We start from the raw sequence: 23,754 nt of genomic DNA, 5'->3' as shown, positions 1-23,754 counted from the left end.
TTCCTATTCCGGTCCTGCCGCCGGGCCCGGCTCCGCATCCGGTCCCGGTTCCTGCTCGGGTTGCGTGGCGAACGGCACGACCGCCACGGTGACGTTGTCGTGGCCACCGCCGTCGAGTGCGTAGCCCACCAAAACCTGGGCGCTGTGCAGCGGGCGGGTCGCGGCGTCGGTGGGGAGCACCTGGGCCATCTCCCGCGCGGATTCCGCGTAGTTCCACAGCCCGTCGGTGCAGACCACCACCACCCCCGGGTGGTCGGGCTTGAAGGTCGCGGTGTGCGGTTCGAGGTCGTACGCGTCGGCCCCCAGCCAGCCGGTGATGGCGTGCGCGCGGACGTCCGCGTAGGCCTCGGCCTCGCCCATCAGACCGGCGGCGACCATCTGGGCGGCCCAGGAGTCGTCCTCGGTGAGACGGCGGGGCAGGGCGGCACGGTCGTCGGGGATCCAATAGGCGCGGCTGTCGCCCACCCAGCCGATGGTCAGCAGGCCGCCGCTGACGACGGCGCCGACCAGGGTGCAGGCGGGGGCGTTCTGCGCGCCCGGGGTCTCCGGGGCCAAGGCGTTCACCGCGTCGGCGGCGGCCAGGATCGCCTCGTGCATGGCCTCCTGCGGGTGGGCGCCGCGGGGGAGCGCGTCGAGCAGTGCCTCGTTGGCGGCGACGGCGGCGGCGGCCGAGGCCTCGTCGGGGCGGCTGGCGGAGGAGACGCCGTCGCAGACGATGGCCACGGTGGCGGCGGAGCCGTCGGGCAGGGCGGTGGCCGCCACGGCGAACGAGTCCTCGTTGCGGTGGTGGCGCAGCCCCCGGTCGGTGACGGCGGCGACGCTCCCGAGCTCCTCCTCGATGTGGTCGCGCTCGCGGGGCTGCGCGTGCCCGCAGTGCTCGCAGTACCCGTCGGTGTCGACGTGCCCGGCGCGGCAGGCGACGCAGGTCTTCCCGCCTTCCGGTGCCGGTGCCGACCCCTGGGCCGGGGGCGCCTGCGGGGGCTGCGGGGCGCCGTACGCCGGTTCCTGGGCGGGCTCGGTGCCGTACGGGTTCTCGCCCGTGGGGTGCCCGGCCCCGTCGGGCGCGTTGCCGCCGCCGGGGAGGTCGTACCGGGCCCTCGGGGCGTCGCCCGCGGCGCCGTACGGGTGCTCCGCCGCGCCCCACGGGGTGCCTTCCGGCGGGGTGCCGGTGCCGTACGGGTTCCCGTGGCCGGAGGCCGCGTAGGTGGCTCCGGTCGGGCCCTGCCGCGGCTCCGGTTCGGGCTCCGGTTCCGGCGGGGCGACGGCCCAGTCGGCCGGGTCGCCGACCAGCGTCGGCGCGGCCGCGGTCACGCTGCCCCAGCCGGGGGCGGGCTCGGCGGCGGTGTGCGAGGTGCCGGGGGCCGGGCTGCCGTAACCGCCCCCGCCCGCCCCGGAGCCGGCCGGCCGGGCCGCGGACGCCGCGGACGCCGCAGGCGTTGGCGGTGCCGGTGGGATGGGGATGGTCGGATGGTCCACGGCGGCCGAGGGCGGAGCGCTCACGGCGTAGCCGCACACGCCGCAGAAGCGGTCACCCTCCTCCAAGGGTTCCGCGCAGCTGGGGCAGCCCGACAGCCGATGCATCGACATCACTCACACCCACGTCCGGGGACGGAAACGGTTTGCCCGCTCCACCAGTTCGATCCTCTCCTCGCCACGCCGCGCCAGCCGTGCGAGGACGCGGTACGAGCGCTCCAGTCCGAAGCGCAGGCCCCGCTCGTCCAGTTGACTGCCGAGCAGCGAGGTCCGGCCGGGGTCGGAACCCCGGCTACCCGACAGTACCCAGTCCAGGGCCGAGCCCAGAACCTCCGTGGCGAGCCGCTCCTGCCGCTCCGGGTCCAGCCCGAACCGCCGCAGGGCCTCCACCTGGTCCGCTGCCGCCGCCAGGTCGGCCAACAACGGCTCCTGCGGGGACCGGTCGCGCAGACGTGCGCGTACCGCCGCCACCCGCGCGGCGGTGTAGTGGATGGACGACTCCGGCACGGATTCCAGCGTGCGCACGGCCGCGTCCCGGTCCCCGGCGGCCAACTGGACCCGGGCCAACCCGAAGGCCGCGCTCACGAATCCCGGGTCGGTGATCCACACCAGGCGGTAGTACTCGGCGGCGTTGTCCAGCTGGCCCAGCACCTCCGCGCACACCCCCAGGGCCAACTTCGGCGCGGGCTCGCCCGGGAAGGCGTCGTAGATCGCGTCGAAGGACAGGGCCGCTATCTCGTCGTCCCCGGTGGCCAGCGAGGCGATGCCACGGGCCCACACGACCCGCCAGTCGTCCGCGTGCCGGGCCTCCAGATCCGCCAGGGTGCTTCCGGCCGCGGGCAGTTCACCCAGCTCCAGGTGGGCCCGCAGCTCCCGCAGTCGCAGCTCGGCCGAGTCGGCCGGGGCCGCGCTCAGGGCGCCCAGCAGGTCGCCCGGCGCGGAGGCCAGCAGACCGGTCAGGAAACCGGCGTTCGGGTCGGTCGGATCCACCAGCGGTACGGGCAGGGCCAGCGCGGTGTCGCGGGCGTCGAGGGTCGTCGCTCTCGCGGCGGACCGCTCCGGGGACAGCAGCACGGGTACGGGTGCGGCCCCCGCGCCCTGGAACGCGGCAGGCGGCGCGGGCCGCTGGCCCGGCACCGGGGCGGACGTCACGCGCGTGGCGGTGCCGCCGAGCCCGGGCGCAGCCCCGGCCTGGTTCCCGGGTCGGGCCGTCGCCGCCGCCCCGGCCGGGCCCGCCGCCGCTGCTCCGGCCGCGGAAGCCGCCGTCGGCAGGGCGGACGCGCCACCGGGCGCGGGGGTCTGCGCCGCGAGGCCGGTGTGGACCCCGACGGCCGCACCGGCGTGTGCCCCGCCCGCGGCCGGGCCGCGGCCCAGCATCCCGAACAGCCCGCCGCCCCGCCGGGCGGCGATCGGCCGGTGGCCCAGCCGGGAGACGACCGTGTCGGCCGTGTCGGCGAACAGCCGGGTGTCCGGAACGCGCAGCTCCGGGCCGAAGAGGGTCGACAGCTGCGGCCGCGGCCGGCCCGTCTGCAGGGCGACCACCTCCCGCAGCACGCCCGTCAGCTGGTCCGCCATCTCCTGCGCGGACGAGAACCGCCGCCCCGGGTCCGGGTCGGTGGCCCGCACCAGCAGCCGGTAGAAGGACTCGTACCGCCGGAACACCTCGATGTGCTCGGGATCCGGCAGCGAATCCACGAACACGTTCGTGTAGCCCTGGAAGTCGAAGGTCAGCACGGCCAGCGTCCGCGCCACCGTGTACAGGTCGGAGGCGACCGAGGGGCCCAGCTCCGCGACCTCGGGAGCCTGGTAGCCCACCGTGCCGTAGATGGCCGACTCGGTGTCGTCCATCCTCCGTACCGCGCCCATGTCGATCAGCTTCAGCTGGTCCTGCTGCTGGATCGCGTTGTCGACCTTGAAGTCGCAGTACAGGAGGTTCCTGCTGTGCAGGTGACCGAGCGCCTCCAGCGCCTCGATGCCGTAGGCGCAGGCCTGCTCCACCGGCAGCGGGTCGCGCCGACCGTCCGGCCGGCGCCGCTCGTTCGCGATCTCCTTCAGCGATTTGCCGCCGACGTACTCCATGACGATGTACCCGTCCAGCGAACCGGTCCGCTGGTCCAGGTGCTCCACGAAGTTGTAGATCCGCACGATGTTGGAGTGCTCGATCTCCGCGAGGAAGCGCCGCTCCGAGATCGCGGCCTCCATCGCGTCCTGGTCCCCGGTGTCCAGCAGGCCCTTGAGGACCACCCACCGGTCCGCGACCGCCCGGTCCACCGCCAGGTACACCCAGCCGAGGCCGCCGTGCGCGAGGCAGCCCGCCACCTCGTACTGGCCGCGCACCACATCACCGGAGCGCAGCTTGGGCACGAAGGAGTACGGGTGCCCGCACTTGGTGCAGAACCCTTCCGTCCGGCCCGGCCGGTCGCCCCGGGAGCGGCCCACCGGGGCCCCGCAGTCCGAGCGCGAGCAGAACCGCTTGCGCTCCGGCACCTCCGGATTCTCCAGGACCGCGGTCGAGGGATTCGGACGCGGCACCTCCGGCACGTTGACCAGCCCGGCGCCCAGCCGGCTGCGGCCCGAGGCCGCCGAGCCCGAACTGCGCACCGACACCGAACGGGTGGACGTGGTCCCCGACACCGAGCGCGACAGCCGCCCGGACACCGAACGGCGCGAGGAGGAGGAGCGGGAGGACCGGGCCGAGGCCGAGGACCGCGCCGAGCCGTGGGAGCCCTGCGAGCCCATCGATCCACGGGACCCGCCGGAGCCCAGGGAACCCCGGGCCGCGCTCGTCATCCCGGTCGGCGGCGACACCAGCTCGTCCGCGCCCGCGGCGATCGAGCCGATCGGCGCCAGCCCGCACGTGTCGCAGTAGACCTCGCCGCCGCCCATGTCCTCGTACGCCCCCGGGCAGCCGGGGCGGACGCACGTGGTTCCGATCAGGCTCATGCGTCCCCCTCTCCCGGCCCGTCGGGCCGCTGTTCCTGGTCTCGCGGTTGCTCGGGCCGGTGCTGCGGCACCAGCGATTCCGCCGTCGCCTGCTGGTAGCGCAGGACGGCCTGCTCGGCGGCCCGTAGGTCGCAGGGCGCACTCCACAGCATCCGCCGGGCGGTGTCGTACCGCTCGATCAGCAGCGGGTCCTCCGCCATCCCGTGCCGGGCCACCTTCGCCTTGTACGCGTCGAGCCGCCCGCGCAGCTCGGCCCGTACGGCCAAGGGCGCCGTCACCGCGGTCAACGATTCACGGGCCCGCCGCAGTTCCTCCTCGGCGCGCACCTCCAAGGACTCCAGCAGCGGCGAGAGCCGGTGCCAGCGGGCCTGGCGCCGGTGTTCGGCCGCCGCCGCGAGCTGCTCCTGGAGCACCGTGGGCGGACCGCTCACCGCGGGCACCTCGGACGCGGCGATCTTCGCCAACACCTCGCCGCGCGCGGTCCGCGCCTCCGCCAGGGTCCGGTCGGCCCGCGAGAGCACGTCCCGCAGGGCGATCAACCGCTGCTCGGCGTCCTGCCGTACGTCCAGCACCGCCTCGATCTCGCGGCGTACGTCCTCCAGCGCGAGCGCGGCCCGGTCGTAGCGCCCGGTGTCCGGACGGCCGCCGCCGGGCGCGGAGCTGCCCGTCGCCGGCAGCCAGAAGGCCAGCGGATCCGCGATCACCTGGGTGCGCAGTTCCGTCAGCTCGGCGGTGATGTCCTCCAGGTCGTCGCCGGAGGGGTGCTCGCCCGGCCGTACGCCCACGGAGTGGGCCAGCGAGCGGGTGCGGTGCAGCTCGGCGGCGAGCAGGTCGATCCGGGCGGGCAGCGCCGACCACACGGAGTCGGCGGCGACCACCACGTCCAGCGAGCGCGCGTACAGGCCGTTCATCCGGGCCACCAGCTCGGCGAGCGAGAGCCGCTCGGCCAGCGCGACGCCCTCGGTCGCGGCCCCGGCGATCAGCACTCCGGGCCCGCGCAGCCGCTCCGTCAGCTCGATGAGGTCCTCGCGGTTCGGCCAGCGCCGCCGCTCCCGGACCTCCCGGGCGGCGCTCAGTGCCCCGCTGTAGGCGTCGAAGTAGGTCCACAGCCGGGTGATGTCCGCGTCGGCGGTCGTCCAGCGGTCCTTGGTGGTCCCGGCCAGCGCGGCGCCTTCCAGCAGCCGGCGCCCGGCATGGTCCTGGAGGGCGAGCAGCGAGGTCTCGACGGCCTCGTGCTCCGCGCTCAGTCGGGCCAGGGCGCGGTCGACGTCGTCCCGGTCCATCACTGCAGACCCCGCCTCCACCGAATGTGCCTCCGCTTCCGCCGCCGCCTCCGTGTCCGTCCTCGTATCCTGCCCCGCGCCCGGTCCCGTGTCCGAAACCGTCACGGGCCTCAGCCGTCCCGGTACTTGGGTGCGGGGGGCGCGGTCACGCCCGGCAGCACGGGCTGCAGGTGCTTGAGGTACGCCTTCATCCACGGGCTCTCACCGCCGCCCGCGCGGTAGTTCTCCAGCACCTTGTTGACCCGGCGGACCAGGTCGGAGGCGTCCTTGTTCATCGCCACCCCGTAGAACTCGCGGGTGAAGGGCGAGCCGACCAGCCGTACCGAGGGGTCCTGGGCGGCCTGGCCGGCAGCGAGGGCGTTGTCCGTGATGATGCCGTCGACCTCGCCCAACTGGAGGCGCACCAGGCAGTCGAGCTGGTTGGCGACGGTGACCGGCGCCGAGCCGTACGACTGGGCCTTCAGGGCCGCCTCCGCCGTGGAACCGGAGGCGACGCAGATCCGCCGGTCCTTCAGAGAGGTGTCGTACCCGGTGATCGGGGAGCTCTTGGGCACCAGCACCTGCTGCCCGGCCTCGAAGTAGGCCGTCGAGAAGGCGACGTCCTCCAGCCGCTTGCAGTTGATGGTCATGGTCCGCACGACGATGTCGACGCGCCCCTCCTGGAGGGCGGGGATGCGCTGACTGGTGGGGATGGCCCGGTAGATGACCGCGTTCTCGTCGCCCAGGATGTCCTTGGCGATGGCCTTGACCAGGTCGATGTCGAAGCCGTCGAGGCGGCTGCCCTCGGCGGTCTGGTTGCGGTACCCCCAGCGGAAGCTGTTCTGGTCCACGCCGGCGACGAGCTTGCCCGCCGCCTTGATCCGCGCGATGGTCGCCCCGTCCACATCGGAGGGGCGCAAGCTGGCCTCGGGGTCCTGGCAGGTGTCGGTGAGGGTCCAGGGCGTGGCCGGGGCCGCGGCCATCGAGGCCGGCCGGTGGACCGCCGGCTTGCCGGTGTCGGGCGTGGCGTGGGCCAGCGGCAGCAGGACGACGGCGACGGTCGTCGCGCAGGCGACGGCCATCGCGCTCACCCCGCCCCAGCCACGCAGCCGGCGCGCCGCGCGGCGGAAGCCGGACGCCGGGCCCGCGCTCGCCGCGTGCCGGGCCCGGCCGGCCCGGCCCGTGCGGCCCTCCGGGCCTGCGTGACCCTCGCGGTTCTCGACGTTCTCGTGACCTTCGGCGGCCCGCCTCGCTCGTATCCGCATCGCGCTCACCTGTACTCCGAAAGCCTGCGCCCGATGCCGAGCAGAGCCGCTGCCGCGCCGACGACCACCAGGACCGCGGCGCCGGTCACCAGGCCGCCCAGCGCGCCGAGCCCGTCCCGGGCGGCCCGGGTGAACTCCTGCTGTTCGTGGGCGACGGCCTGTTCCAGGGAGGCGTCCACCGTGTCGAAGGCGGCTCCGCTGCTCTCCTTGTGCTTCTCGTCCCCGACGACGAGGGGCAGCGCGGCCTCGTAGTCCCCCTTCAAGTCCGCCTCCCGGGCCGCTGTGTGCCGCTGCTTCCACTGCCGCACGCCGTCCTCGGCCCGGCCGACGGGGTCCCGGCCGGCCGCGTCGTCGGCGAGCCGCAGCGCGGTCTCCAGGCCGGCGTCCAGCTGCTTCATGTTGTGGGTGAAGTCCACGTCGTACTTGTCGGACTTCTTGTCCTCGGCCAGTACGGCACCCCGCGCGATCAGGGTCAGGTTCTCACCGGCCCGCGCCTGCAAGGAGGCGATCCGCGCGTCGTTGAGGACCTTCATCGACTCCTGCCCGTCCGCCCGGGCCTCGCTCAGCGAGGACCGCGCCACCGTGTGCCCCACGGCGAGCCACAGCAGGACCACCACCGAGGCGGCCGTCGCGGCCACCAGCCCGTGGTTGAGGACCCGGTTCGTGTGCCGGTAGTTGCGGCGCTGCGCCCACAGGAGGGCGGCGACCGCGAGCAGGCCCAGACCGATCGAGGCCAGCGGCCAGGACCGGGCGTCGTCGTGGTCCTGGTAGAGCCGCTTGGTCTCCGACTCGTACAGCCGCTGCGCGGCGGGCAGCAGCTGGGTGGTCATCTGCTCGTTGGCGTAGCGGAGGTAGGCGCCGCCCAGCGGCAGGCCCTGCCGGTTGGTGGCGCGGGCCTGTTCGATCAGGCCGGTGTAGCGCGGGAGCTGCTCGCTCAGCACGGTGATCTGCCGGCGGGAGTCCTCGTTGCCGCCGGTGTTGGCGGCGGCGCTCACCAGCAGCTTGGAGGCGTTGGCGATGTCCTTCTCGTACCGCTGGCGGACCTCGCGCGGCTCCTGGGCCCCCAGCAGGAACCCGCTGGAGGAGGTGGTGTCGGCGTCCGCCAGGGAGCGGTAGATGCTCGCCGCGTCCGCGCTCAGCGGCTGGCTGCGCCCCACCACGTCGTCGGCGGCCGCGGCCCGGTCGGAGATCTCCCAGACGCTCACCGTGCCGAACAGCACGATCAGGGCGGCCAGTACCGCGCCGATGATGCGCAGTCGGCCCGGCTCGGTGGTCGCCGCCTCGCGCAGCCGCTCCACGCCCTCGGCCCAGGCGGTGCCCCGACGGGCCGGCCCGGTGGGCGGTGGTGCCGTCGGCCCGGCGGACGGCACGGAAGCACCGCCCCCTGGCGCGGGCGCGCGTGATGTGATCGCCACCGTGACCTCCCCCTCGGTCCTGTCGCCCTCCAGCCGACGCTGGGAGGTACCCCCTGCGCAGCAGTATGGCCGTAGTGCCGGTCGACCACAGCACCCGGTGCTGGATCCAGGGAGATCCGTCCCCGAGGGCCCCCTTCGTCGCCCCTTCACCGTCAATACGTCCGTAGGGGCGCCACGGTTCCAGACCGGAGGACTTCCCGGGTGGGTTCATCCGAAATGGGCACGGAGTTTTTCGTACGCCTCGGGCGGGGAGCCGAGCGCGTCCAGGCCCAGCAGACCGGCGCCCAGCACCGGCGGCGCCGTGATCACGCGGATCCGGGCGTGCGGGGCCCGTCCGGCGAGCCCCTCGGCGATCCGGTCGTTGAGCTGCGGGTGGCCGGCCGCCAGCACACTGCCGCCCAGCACCACCGGTACCTCCCGCTCCAGCAGATCCAGACGACGCAGCGCCACCGACGCCATGGCCACCACCTCGTCCGCCTGCCGGTGCACCAGCGACAGCGCCACCGGGTCGCCGGCGGCCGCCACCGCGAACAGCACCGGCGTCAGTTCGTGCCGGCGCGCACGCTCCACCCGGCCCAGGTGCATCGCCTCGATCAGCGAGGCCATCGACGTGTGGCCGAAGTGCGCGGGCAGCGCCCGGGCCAGCTCCGTCGGCCCGCCCCGACCGTCCTCGGCACGGGCCGCGCACCACAGGGCCTCCTCGGCCAGTCCGCCCCCGCCGCCCCAGTCGCCGGAGATCCGTCCGACCGCGGGGAAGCGGGCGGTCCGCCCGTCCGGGGTCATCCCGACGCAGTTGATGCCCGCCCCGCACACCACCGCGACCCCGCACGGGTCGGCGCCCGCCGGCAGCCCGGAACGCAGCAGCGCGAAGGTGTCGTTGCGGACCGTCGTCGTACGGCCCCAGCCGCGGCGTTCGATCTCGCGCGCCAGCTGCCGTTCCTCCACCGGGAAGTCCGCGTTGGCCAGGCAGGCCGACACGTGCGCGAACCACGGCCCGGACGGGCCGCTCCCGCACAGCCCGCCGGCGGCCATGGCCTCGGCCAGCACGTCGACGGCCGCGGCCACGCCCGTGCGCGGTGGTTGGAAGCCACCGGCCTGACCCGAGCTCAGCACCGAGCCGTCCGGGCCGATGAGCGCCACGTCCGTCTTGCTGTTGCCCGCGTCGATCGCCAGCACCGAGGGGAGGGTCACGCCCATGGCAGGTGCTCCTTGTTGTGTGCGAGGAGCCGGTCGGTCAGACCTTCGGCCAGGTCGTACTGCCCGATGAGCGGGTGCGCCAGCAGTGCCTTGAAGACCCGCTCGCGCCCGCCGCGCAGCGCCGCGTCCAGCGCGAGGTCCTCGTACGCGCTCACGTGCCCGATCAGCCCGGAGAACAGCGGGGCCGGCCGGGGCACCGGCAGTGGGACGGCGCCGGATCCGTCGACGCGGGCCGGCACCTCGATCACCGCGTCGTCCGGGAGGAAGGGCAGCGTGCCGTTGTTGTACGTGTTGACCACCTGCACGGCGGATCCGCCGTCGCCCAGCAGGGAGGCGGCCAGGTCCACGGCCGCCTCGGAGTAGAAGGCGCCGCCCCGCTTCGCCAGCAGCGCCGGCTTCTCGTCGAGCGCGGGATCCCCGTACAGGGCGAGCAGTTCCCGCTCCATCGCGGCGACCTCGGCGGCCCGCGAGGGCTTGGTCCCCAGCTCCCGTACGACCTCGTCGTGGGCGTAGAAGTAGCGCAGGTAGTACGAGGGCACGACGCCGAGCCGGTCCAGGACCGCCCGCGGCAGCCGCAGGTCCCCCGCGACGGCCTCGCCGTGCGCGGCGAGCAGACCCGGCAGCAGGTCCTCGCCCTCGGGGCCGCCCCGGCGCACGCCCAGTTCCCAGGTGAGGTGGTTGAGGCCCACGTGGTCGAGGTGGAGGTCGGCCGGCGCCAGGTCCAGCAGGGCCGCGAACTTCCGTTGCAGGCCGATGGCGACGTTGCACAGTCCGACGGCCTTGTGGCCGGCCTGGAGCAGGGCCCGGGTGACGATCCCGACCGGGTTGGTGAAGTCGATGATCCACGCGTCCGGGTTGGTCCGCCGGACGCGCTCGGCGATGTCGAGGACCACGGGGACGGTGCGCAGCGCCTTGGCGAGCCCGCCCGCGCCCGTGGTCTCCTGGCCCACGCAGCCGCACTCCAGCGGCCAGGTCTCGTCCCGCAGCCGGGCGGCCTGCCCGCCGACGCGCAGCTGGAGCAGGACCGCGTCGGCCCCGGCGATGCCCGCGTCGAGGTCGGAGGTGGTGGTGACGCGGCCCGGGTGGCCCTGCCGGGCGAAGATCCGCCGGGCCAGGCCGCCGATCAGCTCCAGCCGTTCGGTGGCCGGGTCGATCAGGACGAGCTCGCCGACGGGCAGGGTGTCGCGCATCCGTGCGAACCCGTCGACCAGTTCGGGGGTGTAGGTGGAACCGCCGCCCACCACTGCGAGTTTCATCGTCGTCAGCCTTTCACGCCGGTCAGGGTGACTCCCTCGACGAACGCCTTCTGAGCGAAGAAGAAGAGGACGATCACCGGTGCCATGACCAGTACGGTCGCGGCCATGGTCAGGTTCCAGTTGGTGTGGTGCGCCCCCTTGAAGGACTCCAGTCCGTAACTGAGGGTCCAGGCGGCCGGGTTGTCGGAGGCGTAGATCTGCGGGCCGAAGTAGTCGTTCCAGGCACAGAAGAACTGGAAGAGCGCGACGGCGGCGATCCCGGGCTTGGCCATCGGCAGCACCACCCGCAGCAGGGTGCGCAGTTCGCCGCAGCCGTCGACGCGGGCCGCGTCCAGGTACTCGTCGGGGATGGTCAGCAGGAACTGGCGGAGCAGGAAGATGGAGAAGGCGTCGCCGAAGGCCATCGGGATGATCAGCGGCCACAGCGTGCCCGACAGGTCGAGCTGTTTGGCCCAGAAGAGGTACATGGGGATGACCACCACCTGCGGCGGCAGCATCATCATGGCGATCACGAGGAGCAGCGCGAGCCGCCGCCCGCGGAAGCGGAACTTGGCGAGCGCGTACGCGACGGGCACGGAGGAGACCACGGTCAACAGGGTGCCGAGTCCCGCGTACAGGAGCGTGTTGCGCCACCAGGTCAGGAAGCCCGGGGTGTGCCACACCTTCGCGTAGTTGCCCCATTCCCAGGTGTCGGGCCACAGGTCGCGGGTCAGCGCCTGCCGGTCGCCCATCAGGGAGGTGAGGAGCAGGAAGACGAAGGGGAGGACGAAGAAGAGGGCGGCGGCCACGCCGAGCGAGTGCACCGCCACCCAGTGCAGGACCGCCCGGGAGGATCTCCGGCCGGTGTGCGAGCTGCTCATTCACCGGCTCCGATCAGACCGCCACGGCGCCGCATCAGGAGCGCGGTGAAGGCCATGGAGAGGGCGAACAGGACGAGCGCGACGACACACGCGGTGCCGTAGTCGAAGCGCTGGAACCCGAGGTTGTAGACGAGTTGGGGCAGGGTCAGGGTGGACTTGTCGGGGTAGCCGGGCTCGAACTGCTGGCCCGAGCCGCCGATCACCCCGGCCGCGACCTTCCCCGCCACCAGCGGCTGGGCGTAGTACTGCATGGCCTGGATGACCCCGGTGACCACGGCGAACATGATGATCGGCGAGATGTTCGGCAGGGTGATGTGCCGGAACCGTGCCCAGGCGCCGGCCCCGTCGAGCTCCGCGGCCTCGTACTGCTCCTTCGGTACGTCGAGCAGCGCGGCCATGAAGATGACCATCAGGTCACCGACCCCCCACAGGGCGAGGGCGGTCAGGGCCGGCTTGGACCAGTCGGCGTCGGTGAACCAGCCCGGGGTGGGCAGTCCCACCGCGTCCAGCAGGGTGTTGACGGGTCCGGTGCCGGGGTTGAGCAGGAAGACGAAGGCCAGGGTCGCGGCGACCGGCGGGGCCAGGTAGGGCAGGTAGAACAGGGTCCGGAAGACCCCGGTGGCCGTCTTGATCTTCGTGATGAGCAGTCCGATGCCGAGGCCGAAGGCGACCCGGCAGGTCACCATCACCAGGACCAGCCACAGCGTGTTGCGCATCGCCGGCCAGAAGAGCGGATAGTCCGTGAGGACGTAGCTCCAGTTGTCCAGGCCGTTGAAGGCGGGCTGCCGGAAGCCGTCGTACCGGGTGAAGGAGAAGTAGAGGGTGGACAGCAGCGGGTAGACGAAGAAGACCGCGAAGCCGATCAGCCAGGGGGACAGGAAGGCCGCGGTCCGCAGGGCGGAGCGCCGCCGCTTCGAGCGCAGGGGGTGGGCGCCGGTCATCGGGCTACTTCGCCTTCGCGATGTCCGTGTCGATCTGCCGGTCGGTCTTGGCGAGACCGGCCGGGATGTCGGTGACGTCGCCCTTCTCGACCCCGTACGCGAAGTCCTCGAAGGTCAGCTGGTAGGTGCCGCCGTCGGCCTTGGCCGGGGTGGTGCTGGACTTCGGGTGCCGGGCGATGTCGAGGAAGGTCTTGAACTCCGGGGTCACCTGAAGGTTCGGGGACTCCAGGGCGGCCAGGGTGGAGGGCACGTTGTGGATGGCGTTGGCGAAGGCCACCACCGCCTCGGTGTCCGTGGTCATGTACTTGACCAGCTCCCAGGCGGCGTTCTGCTTCTTGCTGCCGGAGGCGATGCCCATGATCGTGCCGGCGAGGTAGCCCTTGCCGTAGTCGGCGGCCTGCTCGTCGGGGACGGGCAGCGGGGCGGTGCCGATCTCGAAGGGGACTCCGGCCTCCTTGGCCATCGGGGCACGCCACTCGCCGTCGATCTGCATGGCCACCTGGCCGGTGTGGAAGGGGTGCTCGGCGCTCCACTCGTCACCGAAGGTGTTGCGGAACCGCTCCAGCTTCTCGTAGCCGCCGAGCTTGTCCACCAGGTCCTTCTGTGCGGTCAGCATCTTCGCGAAGGCCGGGTCCCCGGCCAGGTTGGACCTGCCGTCGGCGCCGAAGTACGTGGCGCCCCACTGCGCCGCGAGCCGCGTCGGCTTGGTCTCGTAGCCGTGGAAGGTGGGCATCAGGCCGACCTGCTCGTACGAGTCGCCCTTGGGCTTGGTGAGCTTCTGCGCGACCTCGGTGAACTGGCTCCAGGTCTTCGGGGGTTCGGTGATGCCGGCGGCCGCGAAGGCCGTCTTGTTGTACACGAGGCCGTACGCGTCGTTCAGCAGCGGCAGCGTGCACTGGTTGCCTTCGAACTCCGTGTACTCCAGCAGGGTCTTGGGGAAGACCTTCGTCTTGTCCACCCCGGACTTCTTCAGGAAGGGGTTCAGATCGGCGAAGGCACGGGAGTTGCAGAACTTGCCCACGCTGTCGGTGGTGAAGGAGGAGACCACGTCGGGGGCCTTGTCCCCGCCCGCCCGCAGCGCCTGGTTGATCTTGTCGTCGGTCATGTTGCCGGTGACCTGGACCTTGATGTTCGGGTGCGCCTTCTCGAACCGGGCGATGTTGTCCTCGATGGCCTTGGCCTCGCTCGGCGCGGACCAGCCGTGCCAGAAGTTGAGGGTGACGTCCGCCTTCGGATCGTCGGAGGCGGTGTCCGCGCCTTGGCCCGTACAGGCCGTGGCGAGGGCGGATATCGCCGCGAGGACGGCGATCGTGGTGGTCGGGCGTCCGGTTCTGGGCATGGCGGGGCTCGCTCTCTGCGGGAGGAACTTCCGTGGGGGGTGCCGGTGGGGATGGCGGTGGGGTCTGCGGGTGTGGGTGTGCCGCTACGGGGTGCAGGAGGGGCGGAAGGGAGGCGGGACGGCGCCGCCGCCGGGCGCCGGGCGGTTCAGCCCGAGGTGTCGAACACTTCGTCCCGGGTGGCGGCCAGCGCGCTCTCCAGCGCGCCGTGCAGGACCGGCCGCTCCCGGACCTCACCGGGGACCAGCCGGGGCCGGGAGGGGGCCAGTTCGGCGAGCTCGGCCTCCAGCAGCGCGCGCAGCGGCTCGCCCCCCGCACTGATCGCCGCCCCGGACAGGACCACGATCTCCGGGTCCAGCACGGCGACGACCGAGGCGAGACCGGTGGCCAGCGCGGTGGCGTACGACTGGAGGAAGCGCAGTTGCGCTCCCTCGGGCGCGGCGGCGGCCCGGGTGAGCAGGGCGACGGCGGCGGCGACCTCCGGTCCGTGCGGTGCGCCCGGAGCCTCGGCGCCGGCGGAGGTGTCCGGCGGCTCGACGCCCAGTTCGGCGGCGAGTCGGGGCAGTCCCTCCACCCCGGCCAGCTCCTGGTATCCGCCGGAGTTGGCCCGGGTGACCTCCCGGACCAGGGGCCGGCCCGGCACGGGCAGGAAGCCCACCTCGCCGGCGCCGCCGGTCCAGCCGCGGTGCAGCCGGCCGCCCAGGACCAGCGCGGCGCCCAGGCCCTCCTCGTTCCACAGCAGGACGAAGTCCTCGTGGCCGCGGGCGGCGCCGAGCCGCTGTTCGGCGACGGCGGCGAGATTGACGTCGTTCTCGTACTCGACGGGCATCGGCAGGGCCGCCGCCAGCTCCTCCAGGAGGGTGGGGGAGTGCCAGCCGGGGAGGTGGCTGGCGTAGCGCAGGCGGCCGGTCTGGGGGTCGAAGGCGCCCGGTGTGCCGATGACCACCCGGCGCAGGTCGGTGCGGGTCAGTCCGGCGGCCTTGACCGCCCCGCCGAGGGCCTCGGTCACCTGGTCGACGGCTTCGGCCCCCTCGGTGTAGGGGACCTCGTGGGTGGCGACCACCGTGCCGGTGAGGTCGGCGACGGCCGCCAGTACCCGCTCCGGGGTGACGTCGAGGCCGCCGACGTAGGCGGCTCGCGGGTTGATCGCGTAGAGCTGGGCGCTGGGGCCGGGGCGTCCGCCGTCCGTGCCGGTGGCCACGACCAGGCCGACCGCTTCGAGGCGGGCGAGCAGCTGGGAGGCGGTGGGCTTGGACAGCCCGGTCAGGTGCCCGATGCGGGTCCGGGACAGCGGGCCGTGCGTCAGCAGCAGTTCGAGTGCGGCCCGGTCGTTCATGGCGCGCAACAGGCTGGGCGTTCCGGGCGTGGCGGCGGGCATCGTGCGGCTCTCCCTCACCGAGGTGATCTGTTAGGTAAGTTTCCTATCATCTGTTGAAGTGTGTCAATGCCGCTGCCCCGCAGGCTGTGTCATTTCACGGATGACCTGCGGGGCAGCGGGACGAACGGGGCTCGTGGGACGTGCGGTGACGGGGCTACGCGGCTGCGGGCCGCACGGGCCGACGGGCCGATGCGGTCACTTGGTGATCCGCGGGCCGGCCGGCGGCGGGATCGGGGCCGTGGCCAGCGACTGCGGGGAGGTCGGGTTCGCCAGGGCGGACGGCGCGGCGACCGAGGCCGACGGGTCCGCCGGGGCCTCCTCGTCCTCGTCGGCCGCCGGCACTCCGCCGATGATCCGGATGCCCGCGGCGTCGAAGGCTTCCTTGATCCGCCAGCGCAGCTCCCGCTCCACGGCGAACTGCTGACCGGGCATGGTCTTCGCGGACACCTTCACGGTCATCGAGGCGAGCAGCACCTCGTCCAGGCCCAGGACCTCCACCGGACCCCACAGGCGCTCGTCCCACGGGGACTCCTTGGCCATGGCGTCGGCGACCTCCTTGACCACCTCGCGGATCCGGGACAGGTTCTCCGAGGGCTTGACCTGGACGTCCACACCCGCGGTCGCCCAGCCCTGGCTGAGGTTGCCGATCCGCTTGATCTCGCCGTTGCGCACGTACCAGATCTCGCCGTTGTCCCCGCGCAGCTTGGTCACGCGCAGTCCTACCTCTATGACCTCGCCCGAGGCCACGCCCGCGTCGATCTTGTCGCCGACGCCGTACTGGTCCTCCATGATCATGAAGACGCCGGACAGGAAGTCCGTCACCAGGTTCCGGGCGCCGAAACCGATCGCCACACCGGCCACACCGGCACTCGCCAGCAGCGGGGCCAGATCGATCTTCAGGGCGGCCAGGACCATCAGCGCGGCCGTACCGAGGATCAGGAACGAGGCCACCGACCGGAGCACCGATCCGATCGCCTCCGAACGCTGGCGCCGCCGCTCCGCATTGACCAGCAGCCCGCCCAGCGCGGTGCCCTCCACGGCCTCGGCGCTGGTGTTCATCCGGGTTATGAGCTTGGTCAGCGCCTTGCGGACCGCCGAGCGGATCACCGCCGCTATCACGACGATCAGCAGGATCCGCAGGCCGATGCTCAGCCAGGTGGCCCAGTTCTGCTCGATGAAGCTGGCGGCCTCGGTGACGCTCGCCTGCGCCTCCTTGACCGATGCGGGCGCGTCCGGAACGTCGGCTGCCAGCGGCAGCAGAGCGGCGGGCCAGGGCACGACGGGAACCTCCAGGTGTAGCGGTCTGCCCGCGGAACCGGGAGGACCCCCGGACGGATCCGGGGATATGCGGGACAGACAGACCACACTAACGGGGCAATCCCTTCACCTTGGTGCCGTGTTCGAGGGAGAGACCAGACTCACCTGGGGATGACTGACTGTGGTTGAAAACACCTCGGACCCGTTACGGGCGAGTGGTGGCGTTTCGACCAGCCGTAAGGAGAGACTGGAGAGCAGATCGTCCCGGCGCGAGCCACGCGCCGCCGGCGTACAAGGAGGCAGTCCGTGCCGCACGTCCTGGTCCTCAACGCGTCGTACGAGCCCCTCGGCGTCGTACCGCTCCGCCGCGCGCTCGTCCTCGTCCTGGAGAACAAAGCGGTCTCCCTGGAGGAATCCGGCGCCTATCTGCACAGCGCGACAAGGGTCGTCCCCGCGCCCAGCGTGGTACGGCTCAAGCGCTTCGTGCGGGTCCCCTACCGGGGGCCCGTTCCACTCACCCGGCGCGCCCTGTTCGCGCGGGACGGCGGGCGCTGCATGTACTGCGGTGCCGTCGCCACCAGCGTCGACCACGTCATTCCGCGCAGCCGGGGCGGTCAGCACGCGTGGGACAACGTCGTGGCCGCCTGCCGCCGCTGCAACCACGTCAAGGCCGACCGGCACCTGCTGGAGCTCGGCTGGCGTCTGCGGCACCAGCCGGCGCCGCCGTCCGGGCTGGCGTGGCGGATCATCGGGACGGGGCATCGGGATCCGCGGTGGATGCCGTATCTCCAGCCGTACGGGGCGGAGGACGCGTTGGAGCGGATCGGGGTCGCGGCCGGGTAGCTCCGCCGCCGGGCTGCCGGTTCCGCGTGGGGCTGTGCCCGCCGGTGACCTGCGGCCCGGCCTCCCGGGGCTCCGCCCCGGACCCCGCGCCTCGAACGTCGGCGGGGCCGGGAGGGCGGGGCCGGGTCACGGGGTGACCGCGTAGGCCTCCGCCGACCAGAGGGAGCAGCCGTATCGCGTCGCGCGGGTCTCGCAGGTGACCCGCACGAAGCGGGTGTCCGGGGCATCCATCCGGAGCGTCTCGTGGCCGCCCCGGGAGGCCTTGACGGCCGCCGCCGGGCGCCAGGTCACGCCGTCCGTGGAGGTCTCCACCCGGTACGCCGACGGGTACGCGTCCTGCCAGTGCAGCTCCAGCCGGCCGACCCGCGTCGCGGCGGCCAGTTCCGCCTTCCACCACGCGCCGTCCACCGCCGGTGACGACCAGCGGGTGGCCGGGGAGCCGTCCACGGCCGCCGAGGCCGGGAAGTCGGGGGTCTCGTTCGCCGAAGAGGTCGCCCGCGCGGTCCGCAGCAGATCGGGGCCGCCGGTACGGGCCACCGCGCGCACCGTCAGGGTCCGCGACTCCCCGTCGAAGGTCACCGGCACCTGGTAGGTGCCCGCCGGGGTGCCCGCGGCGACGCCGACCTCCAGCGGGATCGAGACCTGGCCGCCGCGCGGGGCCACCGCGGTCTGCGGGAGGTGCACCTCGATGCCCGCCGGCGGCCGTGCCGACAGGGGTCCGCGGACCTCGGTGGGCCCCAGCGCCGACAGCTGAGCCGAGACCCGCTGCGCGGTGCCGCCGATCTCGGCGTCCGTCGCGGCCCCGTCCGCCAGCTCGAAGCGGGCCCGCGGGCCGTCCCCGAACCACGGCACCACGTGGTGCACCGTGGGCGCGGACCCGGCCCCGGCCCAGGACAGGCGCACCGCGTCCGCGCTCAGCCCCGGCGTCTCCACCTGGGTCCAGCCGGAGGCCGCGGCGTCGGCGACCTTGCGCCAGCCCTCGCCCGGTACGTGCGCCTCGACCACGGCACCCCGCGCCCCGGCCGGGAGCGGCTCGGTCATCACGGTCACGGCCGACAGCGGGCGCGGGGCGTCCAGCCGTACGGTCCAGGCCTCCGCCTCCTTCGTCACCGTGCCGGTCTTGCGGGCGGCCCCGGTCCAGGCGTCGGCCTCGGCCACCGCCTTCGTCAGGAAGGGCTCCAGGACGGCCTTGTCCACCCGGGCCGATCCCGGCTGCGCCAGTGTCGCCCGTACCTCGGTCAGGGCCCGGGAGGCCTTCCAGGCGGCCGCCCCGTCCCCGCGGGCCTGGGCCTGCAGGACGTCCACCGCCAGCTCGCCCGCCGTCCCGTACCGCGCGAGGCGGTCCAGCCAGGGGCCCGCCTCGCCCGACAGGGCCGGCAGCCGCTCCTTGGCCTCGCGCAGGACCGTGAACGCCTTGCGCAGCTCGGTCCCGGCCGCCGGATCGCCTGCCGCGCGGGCCTTCCAGAACTGCTCGACCAGGGGCTTGAGATACGCCGACTCCTCCTGCTTGAGCCCGGAGGAGGCGGTGTTCCCGGCGAGCGCCGCCACCGCCTGGCGGGTGCGCTGGTCGGCGCCCGTCAGCTCGCGCACCGCCGCCGCCCAGGACTCGCCGGGTCGGTATCCGCGCGGGTTCCACGCGAAGTCCGCCGCCGTGAAGAGCGGGATCCGCGACAGGGTGCCCTGCGGCATCGCGTTGGCCAGCAGCGCCGCCGAACCGCCCGCCACCGCCGGTTCGCGGCCCGCGTACGGGCCGAGGAAGATCCGGCCCGGATCCCAGTCGTTCACCGGGTAGTTGTCCATGGTGATCAGCGGGTGCCCGAGGGCGGCGCGCGCCCCGGCCAGTTCCTTGCCCGTGATCGTCCGCGGCACCACGCCCACGCCCGTCCAGGCCACCTCCACCCGCGGGTCCAACGCGCCCGCCAAGGCGGTCCGGTAGGTGGTGGCGCCCTCCTGGTAGTACTCCGTCGGCAGCAGCGACAGAGCGGGCGCTCCCGGGTACCGGGCGGCCAGGTGCGCGGCCAGTCCGCCCGCGACCTCCGCGTGCGCCTTCGCGGCCGCCGCCGGGCCCTTCCCGTACCGGTCCCGGTCGGCCCGGCAGCCCCACTCGGTGTAGCTGACGTCCTGGAACTGCACCTGGAAGGCGCGGAAGCCGAGGTCCCACATCGCGTCCACCTTGCGGGCGAGCGCCGCCCGGTCGGCCTCCGAGGACAGGCACATCGACTGCCCGGGGGTCACCGCCCAGGCCAGGACGACCTGGTTGGCGCGGGCCCGTTCGGCCAGCGCGCGGAACTCCGCCTGCTGCTCCTGCGGGTAGTCCTGGCGCCAGGCCGTCGTGCGGTACTGGTCGTCGCCCGGTGCGACGAGCAGCCGGTTCTGCTTGGTGCGGCCCATGAAGTCGAGCTGCGCGAGGCGCTGTTCCTGGGTCCACGGCTGCCCGTAGAAGCCCTCGGTGATCCCGCGCACCGGCGCCGCCGGCCAGTCCCGCACCAGTACGCCGGGCATCTTCCCGCCGCCCGCCGCGAGGAGCTGGCGCAGGGTCTGCGCCGCGTGGAAGAGTCCTTCCCCACCTATGCCGGCCAGCGCGATCGTGTCCCGGCCGGCGTGCCGGCCCGCGGCCAGCCGGTAGCCCCCGGTCGGCAGGTCCGACGGCGCGGCCGCGCCCAGCGCCCGTAGCGCCTGCTCGGCGTCCGCGTCCTGGAGCCGTACGACGGTGCCCCGCGCGGGCAGCGCGGCCCCGGGGGCCGGTTCGTGGACGGTCCGTACGCCCGCCGCGCGCAGGGCGTCGCGTACGACCCGGACCGCGTACGGATCGGCGTCGGGCGCCGCGACGAGTACGGCCTCGGTGCCCAGCGGCAGCTCGCGCGCGGGGTCGGCGGCCATCGACTGCGGCCGGGGCCACACCGCGGGTCCCTCGGTGGCGGCGCGGGGGACGTCGGCCCCGGGGTCGAGGACCGGCCCGGCCGCGGCGGTCACGGAGGTCGCCCCCGGGCCCGCTCCCGGCGCCGGTCTGTCCGGTGCGGTGGGCGCCGCGTGGATCCCGGGTGGCGCGGAGGAAACGGCGCCGCCCAGGAGCGTGCCGATCACCGCCACAGCGGCGGCGGTGTTCCGCCTCCTACCCCTGAGCTGCACTGAGCCTCCTCGTCCCGAGACGTCCCCCACTCGTACGAATGAGCCTGAGCCCACCATCCGTGCGGCTGGAGTGTCAATGTGGATGGGTGATCTGCCCCGGATGCGGCAGGAATGCGGTGCCTCCGAGTGGGTATGGACGCGGTGTTCCCCGGCGGCGTCCCACCCTCGTGAACCACCCTTGTGCCCCAATCATCTGACTCACCCTCATGCCCTCATGCCCGCACGCACGAAGGAGCGCCCGCAGATGGACGACCTGGCCCGGCTCGCTGCCCAGTACGGCGTCGCCACCGACTACCGGCCCGCCGCCGACGTCACCGTCCCGGTACCGGAGACCACCGTCAGGGCGGTCCTCGGGCTGCTGGGGGTGGTCACCGACGACCCGGAGAGCATCCGGATCGGCGCCGCGTCCGCCGCCCGGGAGGCGGCCGGGCGACTCCTGCCGCCCACGGTGGTGCTCTGGCAGGGGGAGCGGGTGGCCCCGGAGCCCGCCGGGCTGCCCCCGGGCACCCGGGTGCGGGTGGTGGAGGAGGAGAGCGGCGAGGTGCTCGCGTGGGGCCCCGCGCTGCCGCTGGGCGTCCACCGGCTCACCGCCGAGGCACCTGACGGGCGCAGCGCCGAGGCCACCTTGGTCGTGGCCCCGGAGCGGGCCCCGGCCGCGCCCGCGCGGGCCCACGGGCTGCTCGTCCAGCTCTACTCCCTCCTCTCCGAGCGGTCCTGGGGCATGGGCGACCTCGGCGACCTCGCGGAGCTGGCCCGCTGGGCGGGCCGTACCCACGGCGCCGGCTTCATCCAGGTCAACCCGCTGCACGCGGCCGTCCCCGGCGCCCCGACCGACCCCTCCCCGTACCGGCCGTCCTCGCGGCGCTTCCCGGACCCCGTCCACCTGCGGATCGAGGACGTCCCCGAATACGCCGACTGCCCCGATCGCGAGGCCCTCGACGAGCTCGCCGGCCGCGGCGGCGAACTGCGCCGCCAGGTCCTGGAGAAGGGCGCGCTGATCGACCGCGACGCCGTCTGGGAACTCAAGAGGGCGGCCCTGGAGCTCCTGTACGCCGTCCCGCGGACACCCGAACGCGAGGCCGCCTACCGGGCCTTCTGCGCCGAACAGGGCGCTCCGCTGGACGTGCACGCCGCCTGGTGCGCCGGGCACGCGGGGGAGGAGGACCCGAAGGGGCGGAGCGATTTCCACCGCTGGCTGGTCTGGCTGACGGACGGCCAGCTCGCCGCCGCCCAGCGGGCCGCCCGCGAGGCCGGCATGACGGTCGGCATCGTCCACGACCTCGCCGTGGGGGTGCACCCGCAGGGTTCCGACGTCTTCGGCTCGCCCTGCTACGCCCCGCACATCTCGGTCGGCGCGCCCCCGGACGCCTTCAACGCGCGCGGCCAGGACTGGGGGCTGCCGCCGTGGCGCCCGGACGTGCTGGCCGCGACCGGCTACGCCCCCTTCCGGTCCCTGCTGCGCGGGGTCTTCCGCTACGCGGGCGCCCTGCGGATCGACCATGTGATGGGTCTGTTCCGGCTCTGGTGGATCCCGGAGGGGACCCCGCCCGCGGAGGGCGCGTACGTGAGCTACGACGGCGAGGCCATGCTGGCGATCCTCGTCCTGGAGGCCCATCGGGCGGGCGCCCTGGTCATCGGCGAGGACCTCGGGACGGTGGAGCCGCGGGTCCGTCAGGAGCTGGCCCGGCGCGGGGTGCTCGGCACCTCGGTGCTCTGGTTCGAACGGGACTGGGAAGGCGGCGGGAACCCGCTGGCCCCGCAGGCCTGGCGGGCCGACTGCCTGGCCACCGTCACCACGCACGACCTGCCGCCCACGGCAGCCAAGCTCGCCGGGGGCCATGTGGAACTGCGTGACCGGCTCGGCCTGCTGACCCGCCCCGCCGAGCTGGAGCGTGCCGAGGACGCCGCCGACACCGCCGAGTGGCTGGAGCTGCTGGACGGGCTGGGACTGGACACCAAGGGCGAGGAGGCCGCCGTACGGGCCCTGTACGCCTTTCTGCTGCGCACCCCGGCGCGGCTGGTCGGCGTATGGCTGCCGGACGCGGTGGGGGACCGGCGGCCGCAGAACCTGCCCGGCACCTGGGACCAGTACCCCAATTGGCGGCTGCCGGTCGCCGATGCGGCGGGGCGGCCGCTGTCCCTGGAGGAACTGGTCTCCTCGCCCCGGGCGAACGCCCTGCTGAGCGCGGTGGGAGAGGGCGTACGACCTCGTACGGCACCCCCGGGCGCGCGCCCCGTTTAGGTGTTCGCTACGTTTGCACCGTGGACAAGAAGAACGCTCTGCGCGCCGGCGCCGTCACGGCCGGAACCGCGCTGATGATGCTGCTGATGACGTCTCCCGCCCTCGCGCTCACCCGCGACGACGGTGACGACCCGGGTCCGGGCCTGAGCATCGGTGAGACGGTCGGCCTGTACGTGGTCGCGCCCCTGGTGATCTTCCTGGCGATCATCGGTCTCGTGATGGTCCTCGACAAGTCGGACAAGCAGCAGAAGCAGGCCTGATCCGGTCCGGCCCCACCGGGCCGGACCCGCAGACCTTCCCGGGCGCCGGGGGTCCGCACCGCCGTTCCGCAACGGCCGTGCGACGCCCCCCGGCGCCTTGTCGTGTCCTCAGACGCCGGCCAGGAGCCGGCGGAGCAGCCCGGTGAGCACCGCGACCTCGTCGTCGGTCAGCCCGGTGAGCGCGGCGCGTTGTACCTCCAGCCCGGCGCCGACGGCCTCGTCGATGAGGGCCAGACCGCGCTCGGTGATCGTCACCTGGAGCCCCCGCCGGTCGTGCGGATCGGGCTTGCGGCACAGCAGCCCGGCCTTCTCCAGCTTGTCCAGACGCCCGGTCATGCCGCCCGTGGTGAGCATGAGGGTGGCCGAGAGCTGCCGGGGCGAGAGCGTGTACGGCTCCCCCGACCGGCGCAGCGTGGCCACGACGTCGAACTCGCCGCGCGAGATGCCGAAGCGCGCGTAGCACTGTTCCATCGCGTCGCCCATCGCCCTGGCGATCCGGTAGATGCGTCCGAAGACGGCCATGGGTGCCGTCTCCAGGTCGGGGCGCACGGCGAACCACTGGGCCGTGATCGCATCCACTGCGTCCTTGTCGTCACTCATGCGTGCAGTATCCGGCTTCCCCGAGATCGTTCGCAAGAAAGTTGCTTGACGGTAAGTAGCTTAGCGGTAAGCTACTTACCAGCAACTGAGTCCGGG

The 23,754-nt window shown here is 73.6% G+C and carries 17 protein-coding genes; 3 read left to right on the top strand and 14 right to left on the bottom strand.

Annotated features, from left to right (window positions below; all coding sequences use genetic code 11):
- Window positions 1-3: 3 nt before the first annotated feature.
- The 12 genes from OG624_RS15325 to OG624_RS15270 form a co-directional block, all read right to left on the bottom strand.
- Window positions 4-1,587 carry a protein phosphatase 2C domain-containing protein gene (locus OG624_RS15325; protein WP_033224027.1) on the bottom strand — a complete coding sequence of 528 codons (1,584 nt, stop codon included), beginning with the start codon at window positions 1,585-1,587 and terminating at the stop codon, window positions 4-6.
- A 3-nt stretch (window positions 1,588-1,590) separates the two neighbouring features.
- Window positions 1,591-4,407 carry a serine/threonine-protein kinase gene (locus OG624_RS15320; RefSeq protein ID WP_167745571.1) on the bottom strand — a complete coding sequence of 939 codons (2,817 nt, stop codon included), beginning with the start codon at window positions 4,405-4,407 and terminating at the stop codon, window positions 1,591-1,593.
- A gap of 5 nt (window positions 4,408-4,412) precedes the next feature.
- Window positions 4,413-5,699 carry a hypothetical protein gene (locus tag OG624_RS15315; RefSeq protein WP_033223957.1) on the bottom strand — a complete coding sequence of 429 codons (1,287 nt, stop codon included), beginning with the start codon at window positions 5,697-5,699 and terminating at the stop codon, window positions 4,413-4,415.
- Window positions 5,700-5,809: 110 nt separating this feature from the next.
- Entirely contained in the window at window positions 5,810-6,760 is a 951-nt protein-coding gene (locus tag OG624_RS15310; protein ID WP_106971477.1) for a glutamate ABC transporter substrate-binding protein, read from the bottom strand.
- 188 nt (window positions 6,761-6,948) lie between these two features.
- The gene (locus tag OG624_RS15305; RefSeq protein ID WP_051763584.1) at window positions 6,949-8,313 is read right to left on the bottom strand and encodes a hypothetical protein; all 1,365 of its coding nucleotides are present in this window, start codon (window positions 8,311-8,313) and stop codon (window positions 6,949-6,951) included.
- 252 nt (window positions 8,314-8,565) lie between these two features.
- Complete coding sequence (locus OG624_RS15300) at window positions 8,566-9,555, bottom strand: N-acetylglucosamine kinase (RefSeq protein ID WP_371587780.1); 990 nt, start codon at window positions 9,553-9,555, stop codon at window positions 8,566-8,568.
- Window positions 9,546-10,811: a 6-phospho-beta-glucosidase gene (locus tag OG624_RS15295; protein WP_033223960.1), complete on the bottom strand. Its 1,266-nt coding sequence runs from the start codon at window positions 10,809-10,811 to the stop codon at window positions 9,546-9,548. The genes OG624_RS15300 and OG624_RS15295 overlap by 10 nt, the downstream gene beginning before the upstream one ends.
- 5 nt (window positions 10,812-10,816) lie before the next feature.
- A complete protein-coding gene (locus OG624_RS15290; RefSeq protein WP_033223961.1) occupies window positions 10,817-11,671 on the bottom strand; it encodes a carbohydrate ABC transporter permease in 855 nt (284 codons plus the stop codon).
- Entirely contained in the window at window positions 11,668-12,612 is a 945-nt protein-coding gene (locus tag OG624_RS15285; protein WP_033223962.1) for a carbohydrate ABC transporter permease, read from the bottom strand. The genes OG624_RS15290 and OG624_RS15285 overlap by 4 nt, the downstream gene beginning before the upstream one ends.
- 4 nt (window positions 12,613-12,616) lie before the next feature.
- Complete coding sequence (locus tag OG624_RS15280; protein ID WP_033223963.1) at window positions 12,617-13,951, bottom strand: ABC transporter substrate-binding protein; 1,335 nt, start codon at window positions 13,949-13,951, stop codon at window positions 12,617-12,619.
- Window positions 13,952-14,097: 146 nt separating this feature from the next.
- Window positions 14,098-15,327 carry an ROK family transcriptional regulator gene (locus OG624_RS15275; protein ID WP_033223964.1) on the bottom strand — a complete coding sequence of 410 codons (1,230 nt, stop codon included), beginning with the start codon at window positions 15,325-15,327 and terminating at the stop codon, window positions 14,098-14,100.
- A gap of 195 nt (window positions 15,328-15,522) precedes the next feature.
- The gene (locus OG624_RS15270) at window positions 15,523-16,605 is read right to left on the bottom strand and encodes a mechanosensitive ion channel family protein (RefSeq protein ID WP_371587776.1); all 1,083 of its coding nucleotides are present in this window, start codon (window positions 16,603-16,605) and stop codon (window positions 15,523-15,525) included.
- A gap of 285 nt (window positions 16,606-16,890) precedes the next feature.
- Here OG624_RS15270 and OG624_RS15265 point away from each other — a divergent pair, with 285 nt between their 5' ends.
- Window positions 16,891-17,427 carry an HNH endonuclease gene (locus OG624_RS15265; protein WP_030011969.1) on the top strand — a complete coding sequence of 179 codons (537 nt, stop codon included), beginning with the start codon at window positions 16,891-16,893 and terminating at the stop codon, window positions 17,425-17,427.
- A 126-nt stretch (window positions 17,428-17,553) separates the two neighbouring features.
- Here the strand turns inward: OG624_RS15265 and OG624_RS15260 are convergent, their stop codons facing one another.
- Entirely contained in the window at window positions 17,554-20,613 is a 3,060-nt protein-coding gene (locus OG624_RS15260; protein ID WP_371639502.1) for a beta-N-acetylglucosaminidase domain-containing protein, read from the bottom strand.
- 157 nt (window positions 20,614-20,770) lie between these two features.
- On the opposite strand from OG624_RS15260, the gene OG624_RS15255 reads away from it, so the two are divergent.
- Window positions 20,771-22,798, top strand: coding sequence for a 4-alpha-glucanotransferase (locus OG624_RS15255; protein ID WP_033223966.1), 2,028 nt, complete (start codon window positions 20,771-20,773; stop codon window positions 22,796-22,798).
- 20 nt (window positions 22,799-22,818) lie between these two features.
- A complete protein-coding gene (locus OG624_RS15250) occupies window positions 22,819-23,058 on the top strand; it encodes a hypothetical protein (protein WP_033223967.1) in 240 nt (79 codons plus the stop codon).
- A gap of 108 nt (window positions 23,059-23,166) precedes the next feature.
- On the opposite strand, the gene OG624_RS15245 is transcribed toward OG624_RS15250, so the two are convergent.
- Entirely contained in the window at window positions 23,167-23,658 is a 492-nt protein-coding gene (locus tag OG624_RS15245; RefSeq protein WP_033223968.1) for a MarR family winged helix-turn-helix transcriptional regulator, read from the bottom strand.
- Between the last annotated feature and the right edge of the window lie 96 nt (window positions 23,659-23,754).

The sequence above is a fragment of the Streptomyces virginiae genome (assembly GCF_041432505.1).
Classification (GTDB): Bacteria; Actinomycetota; Actinomycetes; order Streptomycetales; family Streptomycetaceae; genus Streptomyces; species Streptomyces virginiae_A.
This window is presented reverse-complemented; position numbering and strand designations above follow the sequence as displayed.